Genomic DNA, 24,541 nt, shown 5'->3' with positions numbered 1-24,541 from the left:
CAAGTTTCCTCATATTCAATGGATGACAGATGTGAAGCCGTGGCCGTGGGGGGCCGCACGCCACGGCAGCGCTCGCTCAATTCGCCCGGTGGCGGATTACTTCCAACTGGACTGAACGAAACGCGGCAGCTCATCCGGATATGGCGTGAATGCCAGTTCGGAGCTGTAGGCGTAGTTCATCGAGTAGTTGAACAGCGGGGCCCAGTACGCCTGTTCGCTGATGCGCTGCAATGCCTTGCGGTAATTGTCCTTGCGCACTTGCGGATCGAGGGCGTTATCGGCGGTCTGCAACCAGTTCTGCACTTGTGGATCTTTGATGTTGTCGTCCGGATTGCCCTTGAACCAGGTGCCGGCCGACGCCGAGGTGTCGAGGATCGAGAACGAGCCCCAGGCCTGGAACGACATGGGCACCTTACCGCCGCGTTGCTGATCTCGTAGGGCGGCGTACTTCAAGTAGCGCAACTTGGCGTTGATGCCCACCGCGCGCAGGTTGCCGATGATGGCTTCGACGTAATCACGGTCGCGATAAGCGAATATTTCCGTCTCGAAGCCATTTGGGTAACCGGCCTCGGCGAGCAGCGCGCGGGCTTTGGCCGGGTCAAAGTTGTAGACAGTGGCCGCAGAGGTATCGCAACCGAACTGGCGTGGATAACACGCAACCTGTAAGGGCTTGGCTTGGCCACCCACCAACTGCGTCGCCAGTGCCTCGCGGTTGATCGCATGGTTGATCGCTTGACGCACCTTGAGGTTTTTCATTGGCGAGTTTTCGGTGGAGGTGCCACGCGCATCGAGAATCAGGAAACCGATGCGCATGGTTTCTGCGCTGGTCACGGTGAGGTTCGGTATACCTTTGAGGTCGATTGCCTGATCCGAGGTGACGCGCCAGATCCAGTCGACACCGCCGGTCATCAACTCGGCCAGGCGGGTTTCTGCATCCGGGATTACCCGAAACTTGAGGTGAGCGATATGTGGCTTGCCTTGTGGGCTGTCCGCAAAGTAGTCCGTGTTGATCGCCATGCTTACGCCTTCGCCGGCCACCACTGACACGGCTTTGTACGGTCCGGTGCCCACTGGCTTGCGACTGAATTCGGCCAGGCCGACCTTCTCGAAATACTGCTTGGGAAACATCGGAACGGCGTTGGACAGGTATTCCAGTGCGGGAGGGAAAGGCTTCTTCAAATACAGGCGGACGCTGTAGTCACCGGTTTTTTCGGCGCTCTTGATCCAGTCGACGTTTTGCACGGTCACGACTTTCGCTTCGGCCGACACCACGTAGTTGAGGGTGAACACCACGTCGTCGGCGGTGAAGGGGTCGCCGTTGTGAAATTTGACGCCTTTGCGCAGCTCAAGGTCGATGGTGGTGTCGTCGACCTGTTTCCAGCCGGTGGCCAGCATGGGCTTGTATTCGCCGCTGTTGGGATCGCGGTAGATCAGGTTGTCCCAGATCAGCCGGCCGAGAATCACTCCTTCACGGAGATCGTTGTGATAGGGGCTGATGTTTTCAGGTTCGCTGTCGGAAGCGTAAACCAGGGTGTCGTTGGCTTTGTCGGCATGAGCCGCAAAGCTGCTGATCAGACCCATCAGCGCGATACTGCAGGCGAAACCTTTGATGCCCATGCCGTCGTCTCCGTTGGCGAGAGTGGTTGAATCAAAGGGCAGCGAATCGCAAATGCGGTAAATGAGGAGGAGAAGTTCAGGCGAAGTTTTTTTTGGTCTGGACACGAATGTAGGGAAAGGCTATCAATGCCACAAGTACAATCTTTCGATACTTTCTTTGCCAAAAAGGCAATGCTCGGAGGTTCCGATGCAGCTGTATGGCGTGCAGTCCACGGCATTGCGCTATTTCCTGGAAGTAGCGCGGTGCGGATCGGTCAGCGAAGCTTCGGTGCGGCTCAATGTGGCGGCGTCAGCGGTGAGCCGACAGATTTCCAAGCTTGAGTTGGCTCTGGACGCCAGCTTGTTTGAGCGCCGTGCCCGAGGCATGGTGCTCAGCGAGGCCGGGACGCGACTGGCGGCTTATGCGCGCAAGTCGCAACTTGAGGCTGAGCAGGTGGTGCTGGAAATTACCGAGCTGCATGGCTTGCAACGGGGGCATGTGCATGTCGCCTGCTCGGAAGGTTTTGCCCTGGAATACATGCCCAGGAGCATCAGCGCATTCAGGCGTGAGTATCAGGGCATCCATTTCACATTGGAGGTGTGCGCGCCTGCGCAGGCGACTGAGAAAGTGCGTTCCGGCGAAGCCGATCTGGCGATGACCTTCAGCCTGTCGCCGCAGAAGGAAATCAAGGTCGAACATGTCTTGAGCGGGGCGATTTTTGCGGTGGTCTCCAATTCCCATCCGTTGGCCGGGCGTGAAGCGGTCAGCCTCGCCGAGTTGCAACCCTGGCCCATTGCGTTGCCCAAGGCCGATACCACGATACGGCAACTGTTCGACATCTGTTGCGGTGTACAGGGGTTACTGTTCGATCCGGTACTGACCACCAATTACGTGGCCGCGCTCTACAGCTTCGTCCGTGAGGAAGGCGTCATTAGCCTGGCCAGCGAGATGACCTTGCACAAACAGGTGGCGGACAAGCAGTTGCAGTGCCTGCCAATCCTTGATGAAGGTATGCAGGCACGGCGCATCGAACTGCAAAGCATGGCCGGACGCAATTTGCCGGCGGCGGTTTCTGCATTCAGGGATTTTCTGATCGCAGAACTGGTGAACACCAAGCACGGTTGAAGTGACGAGGCAAAAGCTTGAGGCTGTTCGCTAAAGCAAGGTCATCAACTGTGGTGAGGGGATTTATCCCCGATGGGCTGCGCAGCAGCCCCAAAAAAAGACTGAATCCTACGCCCCGTTATTTACTGCTCGGCATTGCGGCTATGACGGTAATCGCTGACCGCCTCATACACGGCTTTGCGCAAGCGGTTGATACCGCCGATGGGGCGATGGGCCTCAATGCCGAACCACGGGTTGAAGGACTGATTGTCGCAGGCCAGGTTCAGCTTGGGCGTATCGAAATCCTGGGCCGGCACCTTGATTCGCGCCACCGTTTCGAACGGGGCATCACTTTCTCGCCATTCAATACTGGTGTCTTCGATCGGCATGTACTTGCTTGGATCCTGGCGTTGGATCTGCAGGACAAAACACGCCGGTACGCGGTCTGTGGATAACTGCTGATTCAGCGCGCTACGCAAAAAATTCGGCAGGTCCTGGTTTTGCGCCGGCAGGGTATAGGCCGGGCAGTTGTCCGGATCCGGCGCTACGCGAAACTTGGCGTTGGCCGTTCCGAATTTGTAGGGCGACACCGAAAAATAGGTGGTCTGGGTCGGACTGGCGGGGGCCGGTGAGAGGGTCGCCAGGGCAATGAACAAATGGCGAATCTGCCAACTGCGCGGATCCAGGCTCGGAAAGAACGCCATCGCCTTTTTTCCATCGGCCTGGGCGGCCACATTCTGACGATACTCGGCGACATCACTGACGAAGAAGTTCGGATGGTTGAACATCACGAAATCCTGTTCGCCTTGCGACTGTCGGTCCCCCAGCAATTGTTTACCCGGTACGTTTGCCAGCTTGATCGCCATCCCCCGCGCATCGCGCAGGCTGTCGAACTGCGGGTAGGCGTTGCCGTTGGACAGGCGAATCGTCGCCTGCCAGACCTTCCCCGGCTCGGCAAAGACGCCCTGGCGCAACGGTGCCGGCAGATCGGCCGGCACCTGGACTTCGGCCATGACGCAGCCATGGGCCTTGGCGTGGGCGTCGCGCAGGTAGCGCGTGCCTTCACGGTGCTGATCGACGATGCGGATGGCGGTCTGGATGATGTCCTGGGTCATGGCGGCTTCGCCGGGGGCAATCTGCTCTTTGTCCGAGACCGCCCCGCTGTGTTGCCAGGCGAACCAGGCCGTGGCCAGTGCCCAGCCGAGCAGCCCGATGCCCAGCAGCCACAGGAGCGTCTTGCCCAAAAAGGCGCCGAGGCGCAGCCAGAGCGTGATCAGCATGGGAAATTCCTTTTGCCTGAGAAGGTCATCATTACAGTTGCGACTCCAGCGGCCCGCCGAGCACCTTGAGGTACTCCAGCAGCGCCCAGCGTTCTTGCGGTTGCAGCAGGCGACCAATCACACCATTGCCCTCACCGGCACGGAATTCGTGGCCACTGTTGTGGTTGCCGGTTATCCCGGTATCAAAGAGAAAGGCGTTGGTGAAGGCTTCGGTGCGATAGCCCAGGTGGCGCGGATCGTATTCGAAGCTGCCTTTATAAAAGGTGGTCGCCCGCTCGGCCTGGGGGGACAGCAGTTGATAGAGGGTCGGCACCGAGCCGTTGTGCAGGAACGGTGGCGTGGCCCAGACACCCGCCAGCGGCCGGGCCTTGTAGGCGCGCAGTTCACGCACGCCGATGGGCAGGTCAAAGCCATTCAGGGCAGGGCGCTCGGCGTCAGTCACGCCGGCATCACGGTAAGCCCGTTCTTCGACAAATGCCGTCACGTAGGCCAGGCCTTTGGCTGCCGAGATCTGGCTCAGGTCCAGGGGGGCCGTTGGCGTAGGGTGCAGGTGCACACCCAGCTTCGCCAGCTCGGCCGGATCCCACTGCAGGCTGGTCAGGTCGAAGCGGTGGTCGGCAATGTTATTGGCGGTGCCCGGATCGGTGCCAATCACTTTTACCGGCAGCATGTGCAGTTGCTGGACCGGTCTGTCGGGACCCTGGACCACTTTGGGCACATGGCAGCCGGCGCAGTTTTCGGCGAACAGCGTCCGGCCCTTGGCGGCCAGGGGTTTGTCTATCGCGCCAAGCAACGCTTCCGGCCACACCGGCGGCTTGAGCAGTTGCAGGGTTTCCTCGATCTTGTTCAGGTCGCGCACGCGCACGCTGGAGGGGTAGCGCGCATCGCCCTGCAATGGCTTGCCCTGGGCGTCGAAGAAATTCAGCGTGGCGCCTACACCGAGCGCTTCGCCGACATTACGGGCCATCGGTTGCTGGGCCGAGCCGTTCCATTGCACCCAGTCGAAGGTCCATATGTCCCACAGTTGCGGGTAATCCACCGGTGCGTTGGCGACCCGGTAGTTTTCCGGCGAAATGGCATCGCCAAAGCTGGCGTTGGCAATACGGCCAAAGGCGTCGGTGCGGCCCGGGCCTTCTTCGGTGGGGTAGAGGCCGCGATGAGTGTCGTTCCAGGCCACCCGCAGGAAGGTGTACAGGGAGGTCTTGAACTGGTCACGCAATTCTTCGTGCCGGGCATCGTAGTCCTTGCCCAATACCTGACGGGCGAAGCGTTCGAATTTCCAGGGGTTGTAGTAGGTAGAAGCCAGACTGGCGACCAGGGCCTGTCCGAAACTGCCACCGCGTAATGTCGGAACACTGGAAGGCAGTACATGTTGGGCCGAGCCGCCATCGATCCGTATCGCCTGGCCCTTGAAGCGCAGTTCGCCGGTGTGACAGGCAGCGCAGGTGATGTCCAGGAATTGCTCGGCGCTGTTCGGGTTCTGGTGCCGGGCGAAACCTACCGGCAAGTTGCCGGGATTGCTCGACGTGGCTTTCTGCGCCGGGTCGACCAGGAAGCCAAAACGCGCCAGATACTCAGGCGAAGCGAAGCGTTGTTGCGAAAACGGCAGTTCGAGGGCGGTGAACCAGTCGTAGCGCAGGCCTTTGACCTGGGTGCCCTGGGGCGTGAAGTAATACGTCTGGCGCTCGGCGGCGCTCCATTGATCCAGGTAATGCACCTGCTGGGCCGGTGTATAGACCGGCAGGCGAGGATTGGCGACGTAATAAAGCACCACGGCCACGACGGCAACAAGCAGTGCGAGGAGCAGCAAGAGGATGCGAGAGAGAAGGCGCACGGTAACGTCCTTGTTTTTTTGATATGTCCTTATGCCTCAGCGTGGCGTGGCCGGCAAGTGGCCATTACCCCCGGGGCAGTGAGAAGCGGCAATTTGTCCCTGTACGTAATAGATGACAGATGCTTCATCGGTCCAGGATTAAAAAGCGTTTGCGGGCGTGAACTTATCATCGCTTTGCTGCTCACATGCCGGTAGCCATTGGTCGTGGCCGCCTGATAAGCTCGCGGCTTTATTCGATTGCCCTTTAGGCGCATGAACAAGGAAATAGCATGAAACAGCATCGGTTGGCGGCGGCGGTGGCCCTGGTTGGCCTGGTACTCGCGGGTTGCGACTCGCAGACCAGCGTAGAGCTGAAGACCCCGGCGCAGAAAGCTTCCTACGGTATTGGCCTGAACATGGGCAAGAGCCTGGCTCAGGAAGGTATGGATGACCTGGACTCCAAAGCAGTCGCCCAGGGCATCGAAGATGCCGTCGGCAAGAAAGAACAGAAGCTGAAAGACGAAGAACTGGTCGAGGCCTTTGCCGCACTGCAAAAACGTGCCGAAGAGCGCATGGCCAAGATGAGCGAAGAGTCGGCAGCCGCCGGCAAGAAATTCCTCGAAGAAAACGGCAAGAAAGCCGGTGTTACCACCACCGCTTCCGGCCTGCAGTACGAAGTGGTCAAGAAAGCCGATGGCCCACAGCCTAAGCCGACCGACGTCGTGACTGTTCACTACACTGGCAAGCTGACCGATGGCAAAGTGTTCGACAGCTCCGTCGAGCGTGGCAGCCCGATCGATCTGCCAGTCAGCGGCGTCATCCCGGGTTGGGTCGAAGGCCTGCAACTGATGCATGTCGGCGAGAAGTACAAGCTGTACATCCCAAGTGAGCTGGCCTACGGCGCCCAGAGCCCGAGCCCTGCCATCCCGGCCAACTCGGTCCTGGTGTTCGACCTGGAACTGCTGGCGATCAAGGATCCGGCCAAAGAAGACGCAGCCAAGTAATCGCGTCTGCTGTATCGACAACGCCTCGCTTATGCGGGGCGTTGTTGCATCCGGGCGGCGGCAAATGGCAAAAAAACCGAACGCGCAATGCAGGCTACAGTCATAGGCAATACAGGCGCTGTGCTAGACGCAGTCGGCCAGTCAAGTCAATGAAATATTGGGTTTTTTTATGTGAGTAAAAAACGCCCGATCTGAGCCGGGCCCTTATAAAACGGGGGTTGCAGCGCGGAAATGCAGCTCTGTTCACAAGGTTATCCACAATTTGTGTGGATAACATTTCAGTGGGAGAAAAAATGAAGGCTCCGTGGAATTTTGCGCGTTTTCTGCCGTTGGCAGGGCGCCTGCTGGCCCGCGGTAGATTGCCAACGTTGCTGTTTGCCGTCGCGAGCAAAGGTGCCCGGGAGGGCGGTCGGTTGGGCACGCTCAAGGAGGATCTGCGCTTGCTACAGGCGCTGTGCCTGGCCTACTGGCGGGGCGAATACCGGGCGGTCAGTGCCAAGTCACTGCTGTCGATCGTGGCGGGGCTCATGTATTTCCTCAGCCCCCTGGATGCGATTCCAGATTTCCTGCCGATGTTTGGCATGTTCGATGATATCGCCGTACTGGCGTGGATCATGAAAACCCTCGACGGTGAGCTCGAAGCCTTCCGTGCCTGGCGTTATCGGCAATCACCCGAGGTGCTTGCCCGGGTCGAAAGACTTCCCGACACCCCGGAACAACTCCAGCTTCAAGGTGAGAAAAAACACTGATCCTGCGCCATTCCCCTACAGAGATTCATAGCCCCGCGACCTTAGCTGCTATTAGGATTACACTTCTAAAGAAAAAAGCTGACTTGCTAAGTGTTGTTGTCCTACGGGGTAGACATGGATATCCAAATAATCACGCGCGACGGTGAGCCCGAATATGCGGTTTTACCGTGGGATCAGTACCAGTCGTTGTTGAAGGCAGCAGGCATTGTTCAAGCACCGTCACGCGAGGCCACCGTCCGTCACGCGGCGGCCCCCGACCAGGTTCTTCCTGGTTTGGATCAATTACGCAGTTTGCGCGAAGGGAAGGGCATCGCCATCGAGGCGCTGGCCCGCACGGTAGGTATCAGTCCGTCTTATCTGGCCTTGATCGAAAGTGGCGAGCGTCAGCCCGATGCCGCGATTCGGCGCAGTCTGGCCTGGGAATTGACGGTGCCGGGTTGGAGGGATGAATCGTGAGCGTACGCATCAGTCGGCAGCATTGGGATGGGTTGTTGGGTGAGTTGGACCAGGCGCGCCGCCAGCGCCATTTGTTGACGTACCGCGCCTTGCTGGAGCGCTTGCAACTGCCCAGCCCGGCCATGCAGACCTTGACCGCAGCCCTGGAACACTTGGCTGCCCTGGATGCCAGGGCTGAACAGCCGCTGCGCAGTTCGTTGGTCATCAGCCAGGGCGCCAGTCGCTTGCCGCGCACTGGCTTCTTCGAATGCGTTGAACGCCTGGGTCGTTTTTCCGGGCCTTCCGATGGCGTCGCTGCCGCTTCCTGGCACGCTTCGGAAGTGGTCCGGGTGTTCGAATACGAATACCCCGAATCGGCGGAGGCCTGAGTGCTCTGGCGTATCAAGGCCCGGGCCGGCTATTGGTTGGCGCGACGCTTGTTTCATTGGTCATGGTGGGTCCGCCAGCCGCGGGGTTGGGCCTGGCTCGAGGGCCAGTTCTCACGCATGGCGAACCTGGGCGACGTCGGTGCGCAAAGTTTCTACGGGCATATCCTGACGTTTCGCGGCCAAGGGCTGGGCGCCCGTGAAGAAGGCGTTCGCCTGCTGCAGCTGGCGGCATTGGCCGGTGATGGCAAGGCGGCCTATCAGCTTGGGGTGATCAGCCTCGCCGGGACTGCCAGCAAGGCGCCGGACCCGGTCGAAGCGGCTCGTTGGTGGACCTTGGCGGCCAAGGCCGGGCATCCGCTGGCCGAGATCAAGCTCAAAACGCTTGAGGACCCTGCGCTGTAGTGTTATCCACAGGCCGTTTGGAAAAGACGGTCTTGGCCTCTGCGGCCAACTGTGCGTTTTTCCTACTGGGCTCATTTAGCGAATCGCCCTACACACGCCGTCTCCTTCCCCTGACTTATTTCCCCTGACATCCCCGGCAAAGTCTCGCGCTTCCTGAGCGTTGCGAGACGTCTGCCCATGTTCGACCGTTTTTTCCTGCCGGCCTTTGATCGAGCTGCGTCCTGATGGACCCGGTGCGCCATATCGAGCAGGAACTCGACAGTTTTAAAGACACGCTGTCTGTCTACCGCGAGCAGCTCGAGCGCTGGTACAGCCGGGCGGCGGACCGGGCCAGTCATGCGGCCGACCTGCCCTCGTTGCTGGGCATGGAGCGGCTGATCCGCTTCGGTGACAGCACCGCCGCCGTCAGCACCGGCGACGAGGACTTTCTCTCTAGCGTTGTCCAGTGCCCCCAGGGCGGGGTGATGGCCATCGAGAGCAAGTTCGAGTCGGTGTACGACATCCCGCTGGGCGACATCGTGGTGGATGTGGTCGCAGTGGACAGCGGCGAGGTCACGCCGGTCACCCTGGATGCCCAAGGCCTGGGCACGTTCAATGGCGAAGCGGGCCGGTTTTATCTGGTTCGCGTCCAGGGCGAGGTGTCCTCTGCGCAGCTTGACGACCTGTTTTCTTCCTACGATGGCCTGAGCTCCGAGCTGACGGACTGGTTGCACAGCGAGTGGCAAGGCTTCAAGCCGCAGTGGCCGCAGCAGTCCTTGGCGACCTCGGCAGCTGCGGTGGGCAACGGCCTGCTCGCGGGCAGTTGGGCGGCAATCGAGGGGGTATGGGACAGCATCGGCCTGCTCTCGGACATTCTCAAGGATCCTGGCCAGTTTGTTGAGCGGTTGGGTGACAGCGCTGACCAGTTGATAAAGCTGGCGCAAGACACGCCACGGGTGATGGCCCATCTGCAACTGCTGGCCAGCGACGAAGCGGCGTTGTGCCTGCTGGTGCGCACCGCCAGCCTTTGGCTGGAGATGTTGCCGCCCAGTGAGATGGCTGGCGAAACGGCCGAAGTCTTGTCGACGGTGATGGTGCAGCTGTTGCTCGATCTGTTGATCGGTGTCGTCCTGACCTTCGCTGGAGCGGGAGCCGGGATTGCTTACCTGTCGATGCGCCTGGCCAGGCACGGGGCCAGTCTGCTCAACGCCGCGCAGCGATTCATCAGCGCGATCTTCGCGCTGGTCAACGGCTTCATGACCTACGTGGACCGCTACAAAACCGTGGCGGCGCGGGGTATCGCGGCGGGGGTGAAAAAGGGGCGCATGCAGTTGCGCTGGGACGCGCAGCGCAACACCACGCTGAAAAAAACCGAATCCCACGACGACGCCTCCAATCCATCGAAAAACCCTAACGGCGATAGCACCGATACCGCGGCCCAGACCCAAACCAGCGGCTGCCCAGTGTCGATGGTCACCGGCGAAGAACTGCTGACCCTGGAGGACGGCACCCTCGATGGGCGGCTGCCGTTTGTCTTCACCCGTTTGTACCGCACCAGCGCGGTGGACCTGGACGTAGGGCTCGGGCGCGGCTGGAGCCATGCCCTGGCCCATCGCTTGTTGTTCGAGGACGAGCAGGTCATCTGGATCGACCAGGAAAACCGCCGTACGACATTTCCGCTGCCTAACGCCCAGCGTCCGGCGATCCACAACAGCCTGGCCCGCGCGGCCATTTACCTGGGCGCCGAGCCGGACGAACTGATCATCGCCCAGGCCGGCGAACAGACCCCTTTCCTACACTTTCGCGACGGTCATCTGATCGCCCTCAGCGACCGATACGACAACCGCCTGACCATCCAGCGCAACATCCACGGCGATGTCTGCCGCCTGGACAACGGCGCCGGACGCGCCCTGCGCCTGCGTTACGAACAACGCCATCTGGTCGCCATCGACTACCAGAGCTTCCACCCGGCCATCACCCTGGACGAAGCCTGGCGGACCGAACAGACGCTGGTCTCCTACCGCTATGACGGACGTTCGCGACTGATCGAAGCGACCAACGCCGCCGGTGAAAGTGAACGCTACGACTACGACGACCAGCACGTCATCCTCCAGCGGCAACTGGCCGGTGGGGCGAGTTTTTTCTGGGAATGGCAAGGGGCCGGCCAGGCGGCTCGCTGCGTGCGGCATTGGGCCTCGTTTGCGCAGATGGACAGCCGCTACACCTGGGGCGAGGACGGCAGTGTCACGGTCCAGCACCTCGACGGCAGTCGCGAGGTGTATGTCCACGACGATCGGGCACGGTTGGTGCGCAAGGTCGAGCCCGATGGCGGTGAGCACCTCAAGGCCTATGACGAACAAGGCCGGCTGATCGCCGAGCAGGACCCGCTGGGCGCCGTCACCGAATACCGCTACGACGAAGCCGGCCGGCTGGTGACGTTGATTCCGCCTAGCGAGGAGCCTACTTCCTACGAATACCGCAACGGTTTCCTGCACGCCCGTGTTCGCGGCAAAGCCGTGTGGACCTATCGGCGCAACGCCCAGGGCGACATTACCCAGCAGATCGATCCGCATGGAAATGTCACCTATTACCACTACGACGGCCAGGGTCGCGTGGTGGAGATCAGCCACCCGGACGGCAGTTTTCAGCAGCGGGTCTGGAACAGGCTCGGTCAGCTGACAGAAGAAACCCTGCCCGATGGCGGTCATCGGTGTTTTTCCTACGATGCCCTGGGGCGTCTGCTGACCCGCCAGGACGAATACGGCGCCCTCACGCATTACCAATGGGATGCCGTTGGCCGACTGCTCCAGACGACCTTGCCCACCGGTGCGACCCGCGCCTGGAGCTACAACGCCTACGGCAAGGTCACCGCCGAGTGCGATGAACAGGGGCGCATCACCCGCTACGAATACGCCGACGACCTGCACCTGGTCAGTCGCCGCCTCAACCCCGACGGCACCGCGCTGAACTATCGCTACGACTCGGCGCGGCTGTTGCTGACCGAGATCGAAAACGAGTCTGGCGAAAAATATCAGCTGGACTACACGCCCAACGGTTTGATCCGACAGCAGATCGACTTCGACGGTCAACGCACCGCCTACGCCTACGACCTCAACGGCCACCTGCTGGAGAAAACCGAATTCGGCGAGGAGGGCAGCCAGCTCGTCACCGCTTACCAGCGTGACGCGGCCGGCCGGCTGCAGGTCAAGACCCTGCCCGACGGCCAGGCGATCGAGTACCGCTACGACGGGCTGGGCCGGCTGGTCCATGTTGACGACGGCAGCGATCATCCGCTGGCGTTCGAATACGACCTCCATGACCGGCTGATCACCGAACATCAGGGCTGGGGCACCCTGCGCTATCGCTACGACGCCTGCGGGCGGCTCAACCACGTGCGCTTGCCGGACAACAGCACGCTCGACTACCACCACGCCCGGGGTGGTGCGCTGACCGCGATCGACCTGAACGGCACACGCCTGACCGAGCATCGGTTTGACGGCAGTCGCGAACGGCAGCGTCAGCAGGGCCTGCTGCTCAGCCAGTACGACTACGACGAACAGGGCCGCCTTAAGGCGCAGACCGTGTGGCAGAACCAGCAACAACTGTTCTGGCGCGACTATGCCTACAGCGCCAAAGGCAACCTTACGACCCTTTCCGACAACCGAAACCGGCGCAGCTACCAGTACGACCTGCAGGATCGCCTGACCCGCGTCGATTTTTCCCACACCGAACCGCCGGAGCACTACGTCCACGACCCGGCGGGCAACCTGCTGATGCTCGACCGGCCCGGCCCGGTCACCCGCAAGGGCAACCGCCTGCTGATGGAGGGCGACCGCCACTACGACTACGATGCCTTTGGCAACCTGATCCGCGAACGCCGCGGCAAGGCCCACAGCCTGGTCCTGGAGTGCCGCTACGACAGCCAGCACCGCCTGATCGGCGTGACCATGCCGGACGGCCAGGAAGCGTCCTACCGCTACGACGCCTTTGGCCGACGCATCAGCAAGACCGTGGATGGCTTGACCACGGAATTTTTCTGGCAGGGCGACCAGCTCGTTGCCGAAAGCAGCCGGCGTCACCACCGCAGCTACCTCTACGAACCCGGCACCTTCCGCCCACTGGCCATGCTCGACGGCAAAGGCCTGAACGCCTGCCCGTTCCACTACCACCTTGACCACCTGGGCACGCCCCAGGAATTGACCAACTACGGCGGCCAGATCGTCTGGTCAGCGCGTTACAACGGCTACGGCAAAACCACCGAACTGGTCCACGGCGGCGGCGAACAGCTTGAGCAACCCTTGCGCTTCCAGGGCCAATACTTCGACCCGGAAAGCGGCCTGCACTACAACCGGCACCGCTACTACAATCCCCGGACCGGCCGGTATCTGACGCCTGATCCGAGCAAACTGGCGGGAGGGCTCAATGGGTATCGATACACCCTGAACCCGACGGGGTGGGTGGATCCGTTGGGGTTGGTGGATTGTCCGGGGAAGGATGGGTGTAGGCCGGGGGGTGGGGAACAGGGGCCGGCGGTTAAGGTTGGGGTGGGTGAGGGTGAGCCGCGGCTGCCTAAGCCAACCGCTGCTGAGTTAGCTGAAAAAGAAGTCAGGCGTTTAGATCGGGAACAAGGCATGCATATGGTTGGTAAGCATAGCCCTGCGGTTCCAGATCAAGTGTGGAGGCGGCGAGCAATCGATGGTACAGATCCCATTACCGGCAAAACACCTAAGAATAAAAAAGGAAATCCAAGCTCAAGATTTTCCAGTTGGGAAATGCAGCTTAAAGCTTACAATCTTGCAATTAGTCGTAAGGAAAATGGTCTCCCAGCTTTTACGGGGCGAGATCAGAAAAATAATAACATTGTCAGAATGGATCTGCCTGGAGCCGGTGAGGGTTATATTCCGAACAAAAAAAATCCATCAAACCCAACGCTTGTAACTATGGATCGATTTGAGATGAAAGTCGACCCGGACACAGGCATTCCATTTACGCTGTTCCCAATAAAATAGGTGTGTAGATGTTTATCGATCCAGGCACGGAGCTTCCATATATACCAACGCCTTCTTATTTTCTAGGTTGCTTTGATATATATGATAGGGAAGAAACATTAGGCGAAGAGCTGGAAAAGTTTGATCCAAATAACGCGGCTGATAGAGAGTTGTTGATTACGAATTACTCCTTGAAAGGAAAGCGATCCTATCGGGAGAAGTTTTTACTTTATAAATGTTTAGAAAGCGCGCTTTTGGATGAGGCTTATGATTTTCAGGCTCTACTGGAGCATGACTGTCAAGAGTGCTCATCGCTCCCCAATGGGTGGGATACAATGGAAAATCCGCGAATTTTTTTTGAAGATATATATAAATTAGCAAGTAAAGTATGGGCAGATGACCTCCGCAAGGCTGAAGCCGAGGACAGATCTACTTGGTACTACATATAGGCGCCCATCTCCCGGAAAAAACTTTGCCGCAAAATGGGAGTTTCTACTGCTTACTCACCACACCACCGAACTGCTTTCGTGGCGAGGGAGCGCCAGGCGTTCGGGCCGGGGTAACCCATCCTCACACCGACAACCCCAACTCCACCACAGGCTCTCGCCCAGCCAATCCATCCACCAAATACACGCTCCCCCCCAAAATCTCCTTGGCATGATGCTTTGCCTGCGAAGCCAGTTCAGCCAACTGGCTGGCATCCAACTCCTCGCAAGCCTCCGGCCGCAAATGCACCACCCCAATCGACAGTGACAGCAACGCAAATTCCTGCCGAACCCCCTGGCGATTCAGCGCGGTAAAGCACCCGGCTTCCAGATGTTCGGGGCGGTAGAAGCGGCGGCAGTGGTTCTGGAAGTCGCTGAGCAGTTGGTTCAGGCGCTTGCGCCAGTCTTCCGGGCCGAGGACCAGCAGGAAGTCGTCGCCGCCGATGTGGCCGACGAAGTCGCGGCTGGGGTCGATGCGTTCGTTCAGGCATTGGGCCAGACACAGCAGGACTTCGTCGCCGCGGCCGTAGCCGTAGATGTCGTTGAAGGGTTTGAAACTGTCGATGTCCACGTAGCAGATCACCGATTCCTGGCGTTGCTGGAGCAGACGCGTGAGGCATTGCTGGATCGGGACGTTGCCCGGCAGCAGGGTCAGTGGATTGGCGTAGCGGGCCTGTTGAATTTTCAGTTCGGTAATGAGCTTGAGTACGTCGATGACCCGGCCCAAACCCAGGTAGCCGCCATTGAGGGTGATGATGAAGTCTTCTTCGATGCGTTGGCGGGCGCGGCTGGTGATCAGGCGGCTGACTTGTTGCAGCGACTGGTTCAGCTCCACCGCGAGGAAATCATCGCTCATCAGGCGGCTGATGGGCTTGCGGGCGAACAGGTCGGTGGCGAAGGGCTTGAGCAGGGCGTCCGAGAGTGAATGGCGATGGACGATGCCGCAGGGTTGTTCCTGATCGTCCAGCACCGCCAGGGAGTTGAGGTTGGCCTGGCGCCGAAACGCCTCCAGTACAGTGGCGGTCGGCGTGTTGTGAGTCACTGCCGGCTGTTCGTTGAGCAGAGCCCCGAGGTCACTGACCTCATCGGTCAATGCCACCACGCCGCTGTCCTGCCGGGGCATCAGCGCCCTGGCGTCCTTGGAGGGTTGCTCCTGGGGCCGGGCGAGTAGGTAACCTTGGACCAGATCGACGCCCATTTCTATCAGCACCGCGAGTTCTTCCGGCAGCTCGATACCTTCTGCAATGACCTGGGCCCGGGAAGCCCGGGCGATTTTCAGGATCGAGCCGACGAACTCGCGCTTGAGCGCGTCCTGGTGGATGCCGTCGATGAAGTGCCGGTCGATCTTCACATAATCGGGGCGCAACTCAGACCAGAGCCGAAGGCTCGAATAACCGGCGCCCAGGTCGTCCAAGGCAATCGAGAAACCCATGGCCCGGTAGTGATGCAGGGCGGTCTGCAGGAGTTGGAAGTCATCGATCGGGGTTTGTTCGGTCAGTTCAATCACGACCTGACTGGGCGCAATGCCGAAGTCCTGCAGCAGTTGCAGCGTGCGCCCGGTCTGGTGCGAGGATTCCAGCAGGGACTCGGGCGAGACGTTGAGAAACAGTTTGCCGGGCAGTTTTTGCTCATTGAAGCGTTGGCAGGCACTGCGGCGGCAGGCCAGTTCCAGTTCACTGAGGCGTCCGGCCTGGCGGGCCACGGAGAGCAGGGCGATGGGGGAATGCAACGGGCTGTTGGAGGGGCCGCGAGTCAAGGCTTCGTAGCCCACGATGCGCCGTTCAGAGAGACAAATGATCGGTTGGAACAGGCTGTGCAAGCCGCTTTGAGCCAGGATTGAACTCAATGCACTCAGCTGTTCTGTCGTGGTCATGGCAGTCTCTGGCGATAAAAAAAGGACTGGGCGCGACCCGTTCAAGGGGGGCGCCCAGTCCTGTATTTCACGACAGAATGATGTCAGTTTGATGACGCTCCGACGAGCATCACCATTAAATGGCCATCATCTTAGTGCTTGGCGACGGCCGTGTTGAGTTTCAGGTAATCGAGCAGGATTCGCCCGGTCTCGCTCAAGTAGGCATCGTCTTCCGGTTTGGTTTTTTCCGGTTCGGTGATCAGGTCTTCGTCTTCTTTCTTCAGCTCTTTGAGCGGCTCTTCGCCCTTGGCCTTGCGACGCAGGTTTTCCATGGTCAGTTGCTTGGCCTCAATGTCGGCATGCTGTGCGCGGCGCTCAGCTTCATTGAGGGTGACGGTTTTCTCCAGCATCAGCTTCTGCGCCAGGGCCAGCTTGTCGCGGATGAACACGAACTCCGCGTCTTGGGACGAGCGGGCGTCGTGGTCGGACTTGAGCTGCGCCAGGAACGGTTTGAACGGGTCCATGGCCGGTTTGATCGCCGGTCGGATGGTGTCCCACGGCATGGCTTCGGGCAGGGCGCTTTCACCGATTTCCTTGGTGTCGATGATCGACGGGTAATCGATGTCAGGCAGTACACCCTGGTGCTGGGTGCTCTGGCCGGATACCCGGTAGAACTTGGCCAGGGTCAGCTTCAGTTCGCCATGGTTGAGCGGCTGGATGGTCTGCACGGTGCCTTTGCCGAAGGTCTGGCCGCCGATGATCAGGGCACGGTGGTAGTCCTGCATGGCGCCGGCGAAAATTTCCGAGGCCGAAGCCGACAGGCGATTGACCAGCAAGGCCATTGGGCCTTTGTAGAACGCGCCCGGGTTTTCGTCTTCCAGTACATCCACGCGGCCATCGGCGTTACGCACCAGCACGGTGGGGCCCTTGTCGATGAACAGGCTGGTCAACTCGGTGGCTTCCTGCAGGGAACCGCCGCCGTTGTTGCGCAAGTCGATGACGACGCCGTCGACCTTTTCCTTCTGCAGCTCGGTCAGCAGCTTCTTGACGTCGCGGGTGGTGCTCTTGTAATCCGGATCGCCGGCGCGGAACGCCTTGAAGTCGAGGTAGAAGGCCGGGATCTCGATGACGCCCAGCTTGTAATCCTTGCCATCCTGTTTCAGGTTGAGGACGGATTTCTTCGCTGCCTGTTCTTCCAGTTTCACCGCTTCACGGGTAATGGACACGATCTTGCTGGTCTGGTCGTTCGGCGCATTGCTGGCCGGGATGACTTCCAGGCGCACCACCGAACCTTTCGGGCCACGGATCAGCTTGACCACTTCGTCCAGGCGCCAGCCGACCACGTCGACCATTTCCTTGTTGCCTTGGGCGACGCCGATGATCTTGTCCGCCGGGCTGACCTGCTTGGTCTTGTCGGCAGGCCCGGCCGGTACCAGGCGCACGATCTTCACTTGGTCGTTGTCGCTCTGTAGCACCGCGCCGATGCCTTCCAGGGACAGGCTCATGTTGATGTCGAAGTTTTCCGCGTTATCCGGCGACAGATAGTTGGTGTGCGGGTCGTAGGACATGGCGAAGGTGTTGATGTACGCCTGGAAGATGTCTTCGGCGCGGGTCTGGTCCAGGCGAGCCAATTGGTTTTTGTAACGTTTGGTCAGGGTTTCCTGGATCTGCTTGGAGTCCTTGCCGGCGATCTTCATGCGCAGCACTTCGTCCTTGACGCGTTTGCGCCACAGGTCATCGAGGTCGGCTGTGCTTTTAAGCCAAGGGGCGTCCTTGCGATCGACCAGCAAGGTTTCCTTGGCATTGAAGTCGATCTTGTCGACGCCTTTGTTCAATTCGGCAATGGCGAAATCCAGACGCGCTTTTACGCGGTCCAGGTAGCGCTTGTAGATGGTGAACCCGGCGTTCAGGTCGCCGCTCTTGAGAAAGTCGTCGAACTGGGTTTTCCACTTGTCGAATTCGCTGATGTCGCTGGCCAGGAAATAACTGCGCGAAGGATCAAGCAGCTTCAGGTAGCTGTCATAGATGATGAGCGAACGCGCGTCATCGAGCGGCGGTTTGCTGTAGTGATGGCGCTTGAGCAACTCAACGACGTTAAGGCTGGCAATCACTTCGTCACGATCGGGCTGAAGCTTGTCCCAGCTGTTGGCGGCGAACGTATCGCTCGATAGCGGCAACAAGCCGAGGCCAATGACAAGCGCGAGGGCGGTACTGGGGAACAGATGCTTCATGCTGATTCGACGCAGGGACAATTGATAACGCATATTAGGCCGTCTTTGAAGTCGCCGGTTCCATGTGGCCCGGGCGCATAATGCAAGAAAGCCCGGCGTTACAGCAGCGGGCCCAGTCGAGACTCACTATGGAGGCACCGTGAAAGCATTGCAAGGCGTTGAAGGCCAAGTGGTATGGGCAGATGAGCCGAGTCCAGCGTGTGATGTCGGGCAAGTTCGCATCCGTGTGGCGGCCGCCGGCCTGAATCGGGCCGATTTGTTACAAAAAGCCGGGCTTTATCCACCGCCACCCGGTGCCAGCCAGGTGCTGGGGCTGGAGTGTTCCGGAGTGATCAGCGAAGTCGGGGCGGGCTCGTCCTGGCAGGTGGGCGACCGTGTTTGCGCCTTGCTCGCCGGCGGCGGGATGGCCGAAGAAGTGGTGGTCGATGGCCGGCATGTCCTGCCGGTGCCCGAGGGTTTGTCATTGGCTCAAGCGGCTGCGCTGCCTGAGGTTTACAGCACCGCGTGGCTGAATTTGTTTCAGCTTGCCGGGCTTAAACCGGGTGAAAAAGTCCTGCTGCACGCCGGGGCCAGTGGCGTCGGCTCGGCCGCGATCCAGCTCTGCAAGGCGTTCGGCAACCCGTGCTGGGTCAGCGTCGGTTCGGCTGATCGTCTGAGTTATTGCGAAGCGCTGGGGGCCCAGGGGGGCGTGGTGCGCACCGATGGCCTGGAGAGCCTGGACGACTTCGGCCCCTTCGACGTGATCCTCGATCCGGTGGGCGCCAATTACGCCAAACTCAACGTGAAACTTTTGTCAGTTGACGGGCGCTGGGTGTTGATTGGCCTGATGGGCGGACGCTCGACCGAACTCGATCTGGCGCAGGTGCTGGGCAAGCGTATCCAATTGCTCGGCTCGACCTTGCGCAGTCGTGACGATCAGTTCAAGGCCGACCTGCTCAGTGAGCTGGGGCACCAGGTGTGGCCGCTGTTTACCGACAAACGGCTGAGCCCGCAACTGGCCAGGACCTTTGCGATCAAGGATGCCGAAGCGGCGTTCGCGGAACTGGCGACCAATAAGGTGTCTGGGAAGTTGGTGTTGGTGATCGATGAGAGCCTGAGCTGACTCCCGGAGCTGTGGGAGCAAAGCTTGCTCGCGAAAGCGGTGGGTCAGCTTGCAATGATGTTGAATGGCCGACCGCCATCGCGGGCAAGCCTTGTTCCCACATGAATCTTCGGGTGCTCACAGAACTGGTATTCACCCCCAATGTTCACCTTTGACCGGCGACCACGGGCAGGCCGACCTTTGGTCGGCAGCCGGTATCCGATGCGCGCGTCCTGCTAGCGTTAATTAATGGAGGGATGGGGTAACCGCAGCTTTCATTTCACCCGCCAGGTGAAGAGGTTGATCATGGCCATCGCCGAATGGCGCATGCAGGGCGTCGAATTCATTGCCTGCAACTGCAATTGGGGCTGCCCCTGTCAATTCAATGCACCACCGACCCATGGCCACTGCCAGGCGGTGGCGTCGATGCGGGTGGAGCATGGGTATTTCAATCAGGTGAAGCTGGAAGGCTTGTGCTGGGCCGCCACCTTCGCTTGGCCGGGCGCCATCCATGAGGGCAACGGCAGTTGTCAGGTGTTCATCGATGAACGCGCCGACGAGGCGCAACGCCAGGCCCTGCTGACCATTCTCTCTGGCCTGGAGAGCGACCCCGGGGCCAACGTGTTTCAGGTGTTCAGTAGCACCATGAGTGAAGCGTTCGAACCGCTGTTCGTGCCCATCACCCTGTCCATCGATGTCGATCAACGCTTGGCGCACCTGGACATTCCAGGCGTGCTGCAGGCCAGCGGCGAGCCAATTCGCAGCCCGATAGACGGCTCACCTCATCGAGTCCGCCTGTCCCTGCCCAACGGCTTCGAGTTCCTTGAGGCCGAAGTTGCCAGCGGCAGCTACCAGACGCATTCAGCCCTCAAGCTACAATCCCGGGACAGTCATAGCCACCTCGCCCACGTGCATTTCACCGGCCATGGCATAGAGCCGTAAATATGGCAGAACCTCAGGCGGTGACGCAGAGCAAGCGACTGACAGGCGAGCAGTTGCTGTTCCTGCTCTGCCTGCTTGCGCTGACCGCCCTGGCCTGGCTGGTGCTGCTGCATATGGCCCGTGACATGAGTGCGCCGGGCGGCATGGCTGATGCGGCAATGGCCGGCATGGTCATGCCCTGGAGCCTGGCCGATGCTCTGCTGATGTTCGCCATGTGGGTGGTGATGATGATCGGCATGATGCTGCCCAGCGCCCTGCCCATGCTGCTGATCTACCAGCAGATGTTGCGCAAGCGCATGCCGGCACCGCAGCGGCACCTGGCCCTGCTGCTGTTCTGCAGCGCCTATGGCCTGGTCTGGGCTGGCTTCGCCCTGGGTGCCACGGTGCTGCAATGGGCGCTCGAGCAGCTCGCCGTGCTCAGTCCGGGGATGCGCGTCAGCAGTACCGCGTTGGGCGCCGGCCTGCTGCTGGTCGCAGGCGTCTATCAGTGGTTGCCAAGCAAGGCGGCCTGCCTTGAGCATTGTCGCGGGCCGCTGCATTTTCTTCTCAGCTACTGGCGCCCCGACGTGCTCGGCGGCTGGCGCATGGGCCTGGCCCATGGCGCTTACTGCCTGGGCTGCTGCTGGGCCCTGATGGGCCTGTTGTTCGTGGTCGGCGTGATGAACCTGCTCTGGGTGGCAGTGATCGGTGCCTTCATCCTGCTGGAGAAAAACCTGCCGCAGGGACTTTGGCTCAGTCGTACCTGCGGTGTGTTGTTGCTCGGCTGGGGCCTGTGGCTGCTGCTGGGCTAGGGGCTGAACCTGTGGGAGCTGAGCGTGCTCGCGATTGCGGTGTGTCAGCCAAATCAATGCCGGCCGATCCACCGCTATCGCGAGCAAGCTCGCTCCCACAGAGGAGGGCTTATTTCCAGGTATGGATCGGCCACCCGGCCGATTCGGCATGGGCCTTCAGCACCGGATCCGGGTTGACCACGTGGGGGAAGTCCACCCGCAGCAACAGCGGCAGGTCGTTGCGCGAGTCGGAGTAGAAACTCGCGCCCTCCAGGTTCTCTTCCTCGGCATCCAGCCAATCCAGCAGCCGCGCGATCTTGCCTTCGCGGTAGGTGAGGGTACCCTCGGTCTTGCCGCTGTACACCCCATGGGTCACTTCGAGATTGATCGCCAGGATTTCATCGATGCCCAGGCGTTCGGCAATCGGCTTGACCAGGTGCGTGCCTGAGGCCGAGATCACCAGGATCCGGTCGCCGGCCTTGCGGTGTTCGGCGAGGGTCTTGGTGGCGTCGCTGAAGATGATCGGTTCGATAAAGTCTTCCACCCACGGCGCCACCAGGTGCTCGATTTCTTCTGGTGTGCGGCCGATCATCGGCTCCAGGCTGAAGTCCATGTACTCTTCCATGCTCAGCTTGCCGTGGCTGTAGGCGTCCATCAGTGCGTTGTTGCGCTGCATGAATGACTCGGGATCGACCCAGCCCAGGCGCCCCATCTGCTCGCTCCAGAGGGTGGCGCAGTCGCCGTGGATCAGGGTTTCGTCCAGATCAAAAATTGCCAGGGCCATCAGTGCGTTTCCCTTTTCAAAATCAGCTTCAAAATCAATAAAGCCATCAGGCTACCTCACACAGCGCCGAAGGATCGATGGAAAGTGACAGGCGTGTGCCGTCAGGATGCAGGTCGGCCGCCGAGCGATTGAGCACATCCACCACCAACTCCACGCCGCGTGCTTCCACCCGGTAGCGGATCACGTTGCCCAGCAGGCTGTGGCTGCGGATCAGCGCCTCGGCCTGGCCGTCGTGGCTCAGCTCGATGGCTTCTGGGCGAATGGCGATGCGGCCGTTCACCGGACGTTGCAGCAGTTTGCTGGCGCTGTCGGCGTCCAGCAGGTTGTAGTTGCCGATGAAGCCGGCGGCAAAGACATCGACTGGCGCAGTGTAAAGGGTTTCGGCATCGCCGCTTTGTACGATTCTTCCCTGGTTCATCAGGAAAATCCGGTCAGACATGGTCAGGGCCTCTTCCTGATCGTGTGTGACGAAGATCGTGGTCAGGCCCAGCTCGCGCTGGATCTGACGGATCTGTTCGCGCAGGTGTTTGCGAATCCGTGCATCCAGGGCCGACAGCGGTTCATCCAGCAGCAATAGGCGCGGGCGGGTCACCAGTGAGCGGGCCAGGGCTACACGCTGGCATTGACCGCCAGAGAGTTGATGGGGATAGCGGGTGGCAAAATCATGCAGCTCCACCAGGCGCAAAATCTCCAGCACCCGCTTGTGGCTGTCCGAGGCGTCGACTTTTTGCATGCGCAGGCCGAAGGCGACGTTCTGCTCCACGGTCATGTTGGGGAACAACGCATAACTCTGGAACACCATGCCGATCCCGCGCTTCTGCGGGCTTAGCGGGACGATGTCTTGGCCGTCCAGCAGGATCTGACCGGCATCCACCGCGGTCAGGCCGGCGATGCAGCGCAACAGCGTGGACTTGCCGCAGCCGGAAGGGCCGAGGAGGGTGACGAATTCGCCCTTGCGGATCTCGCAGTTGATGTCGCTGAATACCGGGGTGCCGGCGTAGCTTTTTTGCAGGTGTTGGACGCTGACGTAGCTCATTGGCTTTTGTCCTTGTTCAAGATGTTGGCCGCCCAGGTCAGGACCAGTACGAAGAAGAAGTAGGAAATCACCAGGGCACTGGTGAAGTGGCCGCTGCTGTTGCGCATGTTGTTGAGGTACACCTGCAGGGTTTCATAGCGGGTGCCGACGAGGATGTTGGCAAACACGAATTCGCCGAACAGGAACGAGAACGACAGTAGCAACGCCACCATCAAGCCCTTGCGCAGGTTCGGCAGCACCACCAGCACGGCGGCCTGGAAGGTGTTGGCGCCGAGCAGTTGGGCGGCGTCCATCAGGTCGCGCAGGTTGATGGCTTGCAGGTTGTTGGTGATCGCCCGGTACATGAACGGCAGGGCGACGGTGAAGTAGCAGCCGATCAGGATCCACGGCGTGCCCACCATCGCCAGTGGCCCGGACCCGTAGAGTTGCAGCAGCCCCACCGACGACACCACCGGCGGCACCGCGAAGGGCAGCAGGATGAGGATGTTCATCAGCGCGTCGAGTCTGGGGAAGTGGTAATGCACCACGAACAGCAGCGGCAGGATCAGCACCACCGAGAGCACCAGCGCGCCGACGCAGACGATCAGCGATTGACCGAAGGCGTGGAGAAAGCGCGGATCGCTCCACAACTGCACATACCATTTGAAGGTGAAACCACTGGGCAGCACGGTGGCCGACCAACTGCTGGCGATGGAGTAGACCAGCGTGCCGGCCAGGGGCAGCAGGAGGATGGCGAACAGCAGGTACACCACCACTCGATGATAGAGCCCGACGGAGCCCGATTCAGCGCGAGACATGGTAGCTCCTCTTGAGCAGCAACTGATGGACGATGGTCACCACGGTCATCAACGCCACCAGCACCACGGCCAGGGCGCTGGCCATGTTCGGGTCGAGGGAGATGTCGCCGGAGACCATGGCGGCGATGCGAATCGGCAGGACGTTGAAGTTACCGGTGGTCAGCGCATAGACCGTGGCATAGGCCCCCAGGGCGTTGGCCAGCAGGATCACGAAGGTGCCCAGCAGCGCCGGGGTCAGCACCGGCAAGCCGATGTGCCGCCAGAACTGCCAGCCGTTGGCCCCCAACAGCGCGGCGGATTCACGCCAGTCTTCGCGCAGGGCGTCGAAGGCCGGATAGAGCAGCAGTACACCCAAGGGAATCTGGAAGTAGGTGTAGAGGATGATCAACCCGGTTTTCGAGTACAGGTTGAAATCCTCGATGATCCCCGCCTGCTTGAGCATGATCGTGATGCTGCCGTTGAACCCCAGCAAGATGATGAAGGCGAAGGCCAGGGGCACGCCGGCAAAGTTGCTGGTCATGTTGGCGAAGGCGTTGACGAAGTTGCGCAGCCGCGAATCGACCCGGCGTAGGGAGTAGCTGCCGAGCACGGCGATGACGATACCGAACACGCTGGACCAGAAGCTTATTTCCAGGCTGTGCTGGATCGCTTGCAGGTAGAACTTGGAGCTGAAGATCTTGCTGAAGTTGGCCAGGCCCCAGCCGAACTCTTCCGATTCCAGGCTGTTGATCAGCACCCAGAGCAGCGGGGCGATCTGGAACACGATGAAGAAAATCGCGAAGGGCACCAGGCACAACGCTGCCAGCCATTTGCCGCGCGTCAT

At 60.3% G+C, this 24,541-nt stretch carries 20 protein-coding genes; 11 read left to right on the top strand and 9 right to left on the bottom strand.

Annotation, left to right across the window (positions count from 1 at the left end; genetic code table 11):
* Positions 1–96 precede the first annotated feature (96 nt).
* Entirely contained in the window at positions 97–1,617 is a 1,521-nt protein-coding gene (locus tag EPZ47_RS21680; protein WP_135846665.1) for an ABC transporter substrate-binding protein, read from the bottom strand.
* Between the two features lie 187 nt (positions 1,618–1,804).
* Here EPZ47_RS21680 and EPZ47_RS21675 point away from each other — a divergent pair, with 187 nt between their 5' ends.
* Positions 1,805–2,722, top strand: coding sequence for a LysR substrate-binding domain-containing protein (locus EPZ47_RS21675; protein ID WP_135846664.1), 918 nt, complete (start codon positions 1,805–1,807; stop codon positions 2,720–2,722).
* Positions 2,723–2,844: 122 nt separating this feature from the next.
* Here the strand turns inward: EPZ47_RS21675 and EPZ47_RS21670 are convergent, their stop codons facing one another.
* Both EPZ47_RS21670 and EPZ47_RS21665 read right to left on the bottom strand, forming a co-directional pair.
* The gene (locus tag EPZ47_RS21670; RefSeq protein WP_135846663.1) at positions 2,845–3,981 is read right to left on the bottom strand and encodes a catalase family protein; all 1,137 of its coding nucleotides are present in this window, start codon (positions 3,979–3,981) and stop codon (positions 2,845–2,847) included.
* A gap of 31 nt (positions 3,982–4,012) precedes the next feature.
* Positions 4,013–5,815 carry a di-heme-cytochrome C peroxidase gene (locus EPZ47_RS21665; protein ID WP_135846662.1) on the bottom strand — a complete coding sequence of 601 codons (1,803 nt, stop codon included), beginning with the start codon at positions 5,813–5,815 and terminating at the stop codon, positions 4,013–4,015.
* Positions 5,816–6,084: 269 nt separating this feature from the next.
* Between EPZ47_RS21665 and EPZ47_RS21660 the strand changes: the two genes are divergently transcribed.
* The 7 genes from EPZ47_RS21660 to EPZ47_RS21630 all read left to right on the top strand — a co-directional run bounded on the left by EPZ47_RS21660 (position 6,085) and on the right by EPZ47_RS21630 (position 14,189).
* On the top strand, positions 6,085–6,798 hold the full coding sequence (locus EPZ47_RS21660; protein ID WP_135846661.1) for a BamJ family beta-barrel-assembly machinery protein: 714 nt from the start codon (positions 6,085–6,087) through the stop codon (positions 6,796–6,798).
* Positions 6,799–7,091: 293 nt separating this feature from the next.
* Positions 7,092–7,547 (top strand): YkvA family protein, encoded by a 456-nt coding sequence (locus EPZ47_RS21655; protein ID WP_135846660.1) that lies wholly within the window; start codon positions 7,092–7,094, stop codon positions 7,545–7,547.
* A gap of 114 nt (positions 7,548–7,661) precedes the next feature.
* Positions 7,662–8,003: a helix-turn-helix domain-containing protein gene (locus EPZ47_RS21650; RefSeq protein ID WP_135846659.1), complete on the top strand. Its 342-nt coding sequence runs from the start codon at positions 7,662–7,664 to the stop codon at positions 8,001–8,003.
* A complete protein-coding gene (locus EPZ47_RS21645) occupies positions 8,000–8,371 on the top strand; it encodes a hypothetical protein (protein WP_003179080.1) in 372 nt (123 codons plus the stop codon). Before EPZ47_RS21650 ends, EPZ47_RS21645 begins: the two co-directional genes overlap by 4 nt.
* Positions 8,372–8,773 (top strand): SEL1-like repeat protein, encoded by a 402-nt coding sequence (locus tag EPZ47_RS21640; protein WP_135846658.1) that lies wholly within the window; start codon positions 8,372–8,374, stop codon positions 8,771–8,773.
* Between the two features lie 224 nt (positions 8,774–8,997).
* The gene (locus tag EPZ47_RS21635; protein WP_135846657.1) at positions 8,998–13,761 is read left to right on the top strand and encodes an RHS repeat-associated core domain-containing protein; all 4,764 of its coding nucleotides are present in this window, start codon (positions 8,998–9,000) and stop codon (positions 13,759–13,761) included.
* Between the two features lie 8 nt (positions 13,762–13,769).
* Positions 13,770–14,189, top strand: coding sequence for a hypothetical protein (locus EPZ47_RS21630; RefSeq protein ID WP_135846656.1), 420 nt, complete (start codon positions 13,770–13,772; stop codon positions 14,187–14,189).
* 121 nt (positions 14,190–14,310) lie between these two features.
* On the opposite strand, the gene EPZ47_RS21625 is transcribed toward EPZ47_RS21630, so the two are convergent.
* A complete protein-coding gene (locus EPZ47_RS21625) occupies positions 14,311–16,098 on the bottom strand; it encodes a bifunctional diguanylate cyclase/phosphodiesterase (RefSeq protein WP_135846655.1) in 1,788 nt (595 codons plus the stop codon).
* A 131-nt stretch (positions 16,099–16,229) separates the two neighbouring features.
* Complete coding sequence (locus tag EPZ47_RS21620; protein WP_178084326.1) at positions 16,230–18,308, bottom strand: carboxy terminal-processing peptidase; 2,079 nt, start codon at positions 18,306–18,308, stop codon at positions 16,230–16,232.
* Positions 18,309–18,447: 139 nt separating this feature from the next.
* Between EPZ47_RS21620 and EPZ47_RS21615 the strand changes: the two genes are divergently transcribed.
* The 3 genes from EPZ47_RS21615 to EPZ47_RS21605 all read left to right on the top strand — a co-directional run bounded on the left by EPZ47_RS21615 (position 18,448) and on the right by EPZ47_RS21605 (position 21,122).
* Positions 18,448–19,410, top strand: a complete 963-nt coding sequence (locus EPZ47_RS21615) for a zinc-binding dehydrogenase (protein WP_135846653.1) — start codon at positions 18,448–18,450, stop codon at positions 19,408–19,410.
* 285 nt (positions 19,411–19,695) lie between these two features.
* Positions 19,696–20,331 (top strand): DUF1326 domain-containing protein, encoded by a 636-nt coding sequence (locus EPZ47_RS21610; protein WP_135846652.1) that lies wholly within the window; start codon positions 19,696–19,698, stop codon positions 20,329–20,331.
* Between the two features lie 2 nt (positions 20,332–20,333).
* Complete coding sequence (locus EPZ47_RS21605; protein ID WP_135846651.1) at positions 20,334–21,122, top strand: DUF2182 domain-containing protein; 789 nt, start codon at positions 20,334–20,336, stop codon at positions 21,120–21,122.
* A 109-nt stretch (positions 21,123–21,231) separates the two neighbouring features.
* Here the strand turns inward: EPZ47_RS21605 and EPZ47_RS21600 are convergent, their stop codons facing one another.
* From EPZ47_RS21600 to EPZ47_RS21585, 4 genes are read right to left on the bottom strand one after another with little or no spacing between them, the layout of a single operon-like run.
* Positions 21,232–21,885, bottom strand: coding sequence for an HAD family hydrolase (locus EPZ47_RS21600; protein WP_135846650.1), 654 nt, complete (start codon positions 21,883–21,885; stop codon positions 21,232–21,234).
* Positions 21,886–21,931: 46 nt separating this feature from the next.
* Complete coding sequence (locus tag EPZ47_RS21595; protein ID WP_135846649.1) at positions 21,932–22,921, bottom strand: ABC transporter ATP-binding protein; 990 nt, start codon at positions 22,919–22,921, stop codon at positions 21,932–21,934.
* Entirely contained in the window at positions 22,918–23,718 is an 801-nt protein-coding gene (locus EPZ47_RS21590; RefSeq protein ID WP_135846648.1) for an ABC transporter permease, read from the bottom strand. Before EPZ47_RS21590 ends, EPZ47_RS21595 begins: the two co-directional genes overlap by 4 nt.
* Positions 23,705–24,541 (bottom strand): ABC transporter permease, encoded by an 837-nt coding sequence (locus EPZ47_RS21585; protein ID WP_178084325.1) that lies wholly within the window; start codon positions 24,539–24,541, stop codon positions 23,705–23,707. The genes EPZ47_RS21590 and EPZ47_RS21585 overlap by 14 nt, the downstream gene beginning before the upstream one ends.

The organism is Pseudomonas viciae (genome assembly GCF_004786035.1).
GTDB lineage: Bacteria > Pseudomonadota > Gammaproteobacteria > Pseudomonadales > Pseudomonadaceae > Aquipseudomonas > Aquipseudomonas viciae.
Note: the sequence above shows the minus strand (reverse complement) of the source record. Positions and strands in the feature narration are given on the sequence as shown.

Excerpts from the sequence above, each read along its gene's own strand:
- EPZ47_RS21590 (WP_135846648.1), bottom strand. The coding sequence starts at position 23,718 with ATGTCTCGCGCTGAATCGGGCTCCGTCGGGCTCTATCATCGAGTGGTG.
- EPZ47_RS21625 (WP_135846655.1), bottom strand. The coding sequence starts at position 16,098 with ATGACCACGACAGAACAGCTGAGTGCATTGAGTTCAATCCTGGCTCAA.
- EPZ47_RS21650 (WP_135846659.1), top strand. The coding sequence starts at position 7,662 with ATGGATATCCAAATAATCACGCGCGACGGTGAGCCCGAATATGCGGTT.
- EPZ47_RS21635 (WP_135846657.1), top strand. The coding sequence starts at position 8,998 with ATGGACCCGGTGCGCCATATCGAGCAGGAACTCGACAGTTTTAAAGAC.
- EPZ47_RS21675 (WP_135846664.1), top strand. The coding sequence starts at position 1,805 with ATGCAGCTGTATGGCGTGCAGTCCACGGCATTGCGCTATTTCCTGGAA.
- EPZ47_RS21670 (WP_135846663.1), bottom strand. The coding sequence starts at position 3,981 with ATGCTGATCACGCTCTGGCTGCGCCTCGGCGCCTTTTTGGGCAAGACG.
- EPZ47_RS21680 (WP_135846665.1), bottom strand. The coding sequence starts at position 1,617 with ATGGGCATCAAAGGTTTCGCCTGCAGTATCGCGCTGATGGGTCTGATC.
- EPZ47_RS21660 (WP_135846661.1), top strand. The coding sequence starts at position 6,085 with ATGAAACAGCATCGGTTGGCGGCGGCGGTGGCCCTGGTTGGCCTGGTA.
- EPZ47_RS21655 (WP_135846660.1), top strand. The coding sequence starts at position 7,092 with ATGAAGGCTCCGTGGAATTTTGCGCGTTTTCTGCCGTTGGCAGGGCGC.
- EPZ47_RS21620 (WP_178084326.1), bottom strand. The coding sequence starts at position 18,308 with ATGAAGCATCTGTTCCCCAGTACCGCCCTCGCGCTTGTCATTGGCCTC.
- EPZ47_RS21605 (WP_135846651.1), top strand. The coding sequence starts at position 20,334 with ATGGCAGAACCTCAGGCGGTGACGCAGAGCAAGCGACTGACAGGCGAG.
- EPZ47_RS21630 (WP_135846656.1), top strand. The coding sequence starts at position 13,770 with ATGTTTATCGATCCAGGCACGGAGCTTCCATATATACCAACGCCTTCT.
- EPZ47_RS21610 (WP_135846652.1), top strand. The coding sequence starts at position 19,696 with ATGGCCATCGCCGAATGGCGCATGCAGGGCGTCGAATTCATTGCCTGC.
- EPZ47_RS21585 (WP_178084325.1), bottom strand. The coding sequence starts at position 24,541 with ATGACGCGCGGCAAATGGCTGGCAGCGTTGTGCCTGGTGCCCTTCGCG.
- EPZ47_RS21600 (WP_135846650.1), bottom strand. The coding sequence starts at position 21,885 with ATGGCCCTGGCAATTTTTGATCTGGACGAAACCCTGATCCACGGCGAC.
- EPZ47_RS21595 (WP_135846649.1), bottom strand. The coding sequence starts at position 22,921 with ATGAGCTACGTCAGCGTCCAACACCTGCAAAAAAGCTACGCCGGCACC.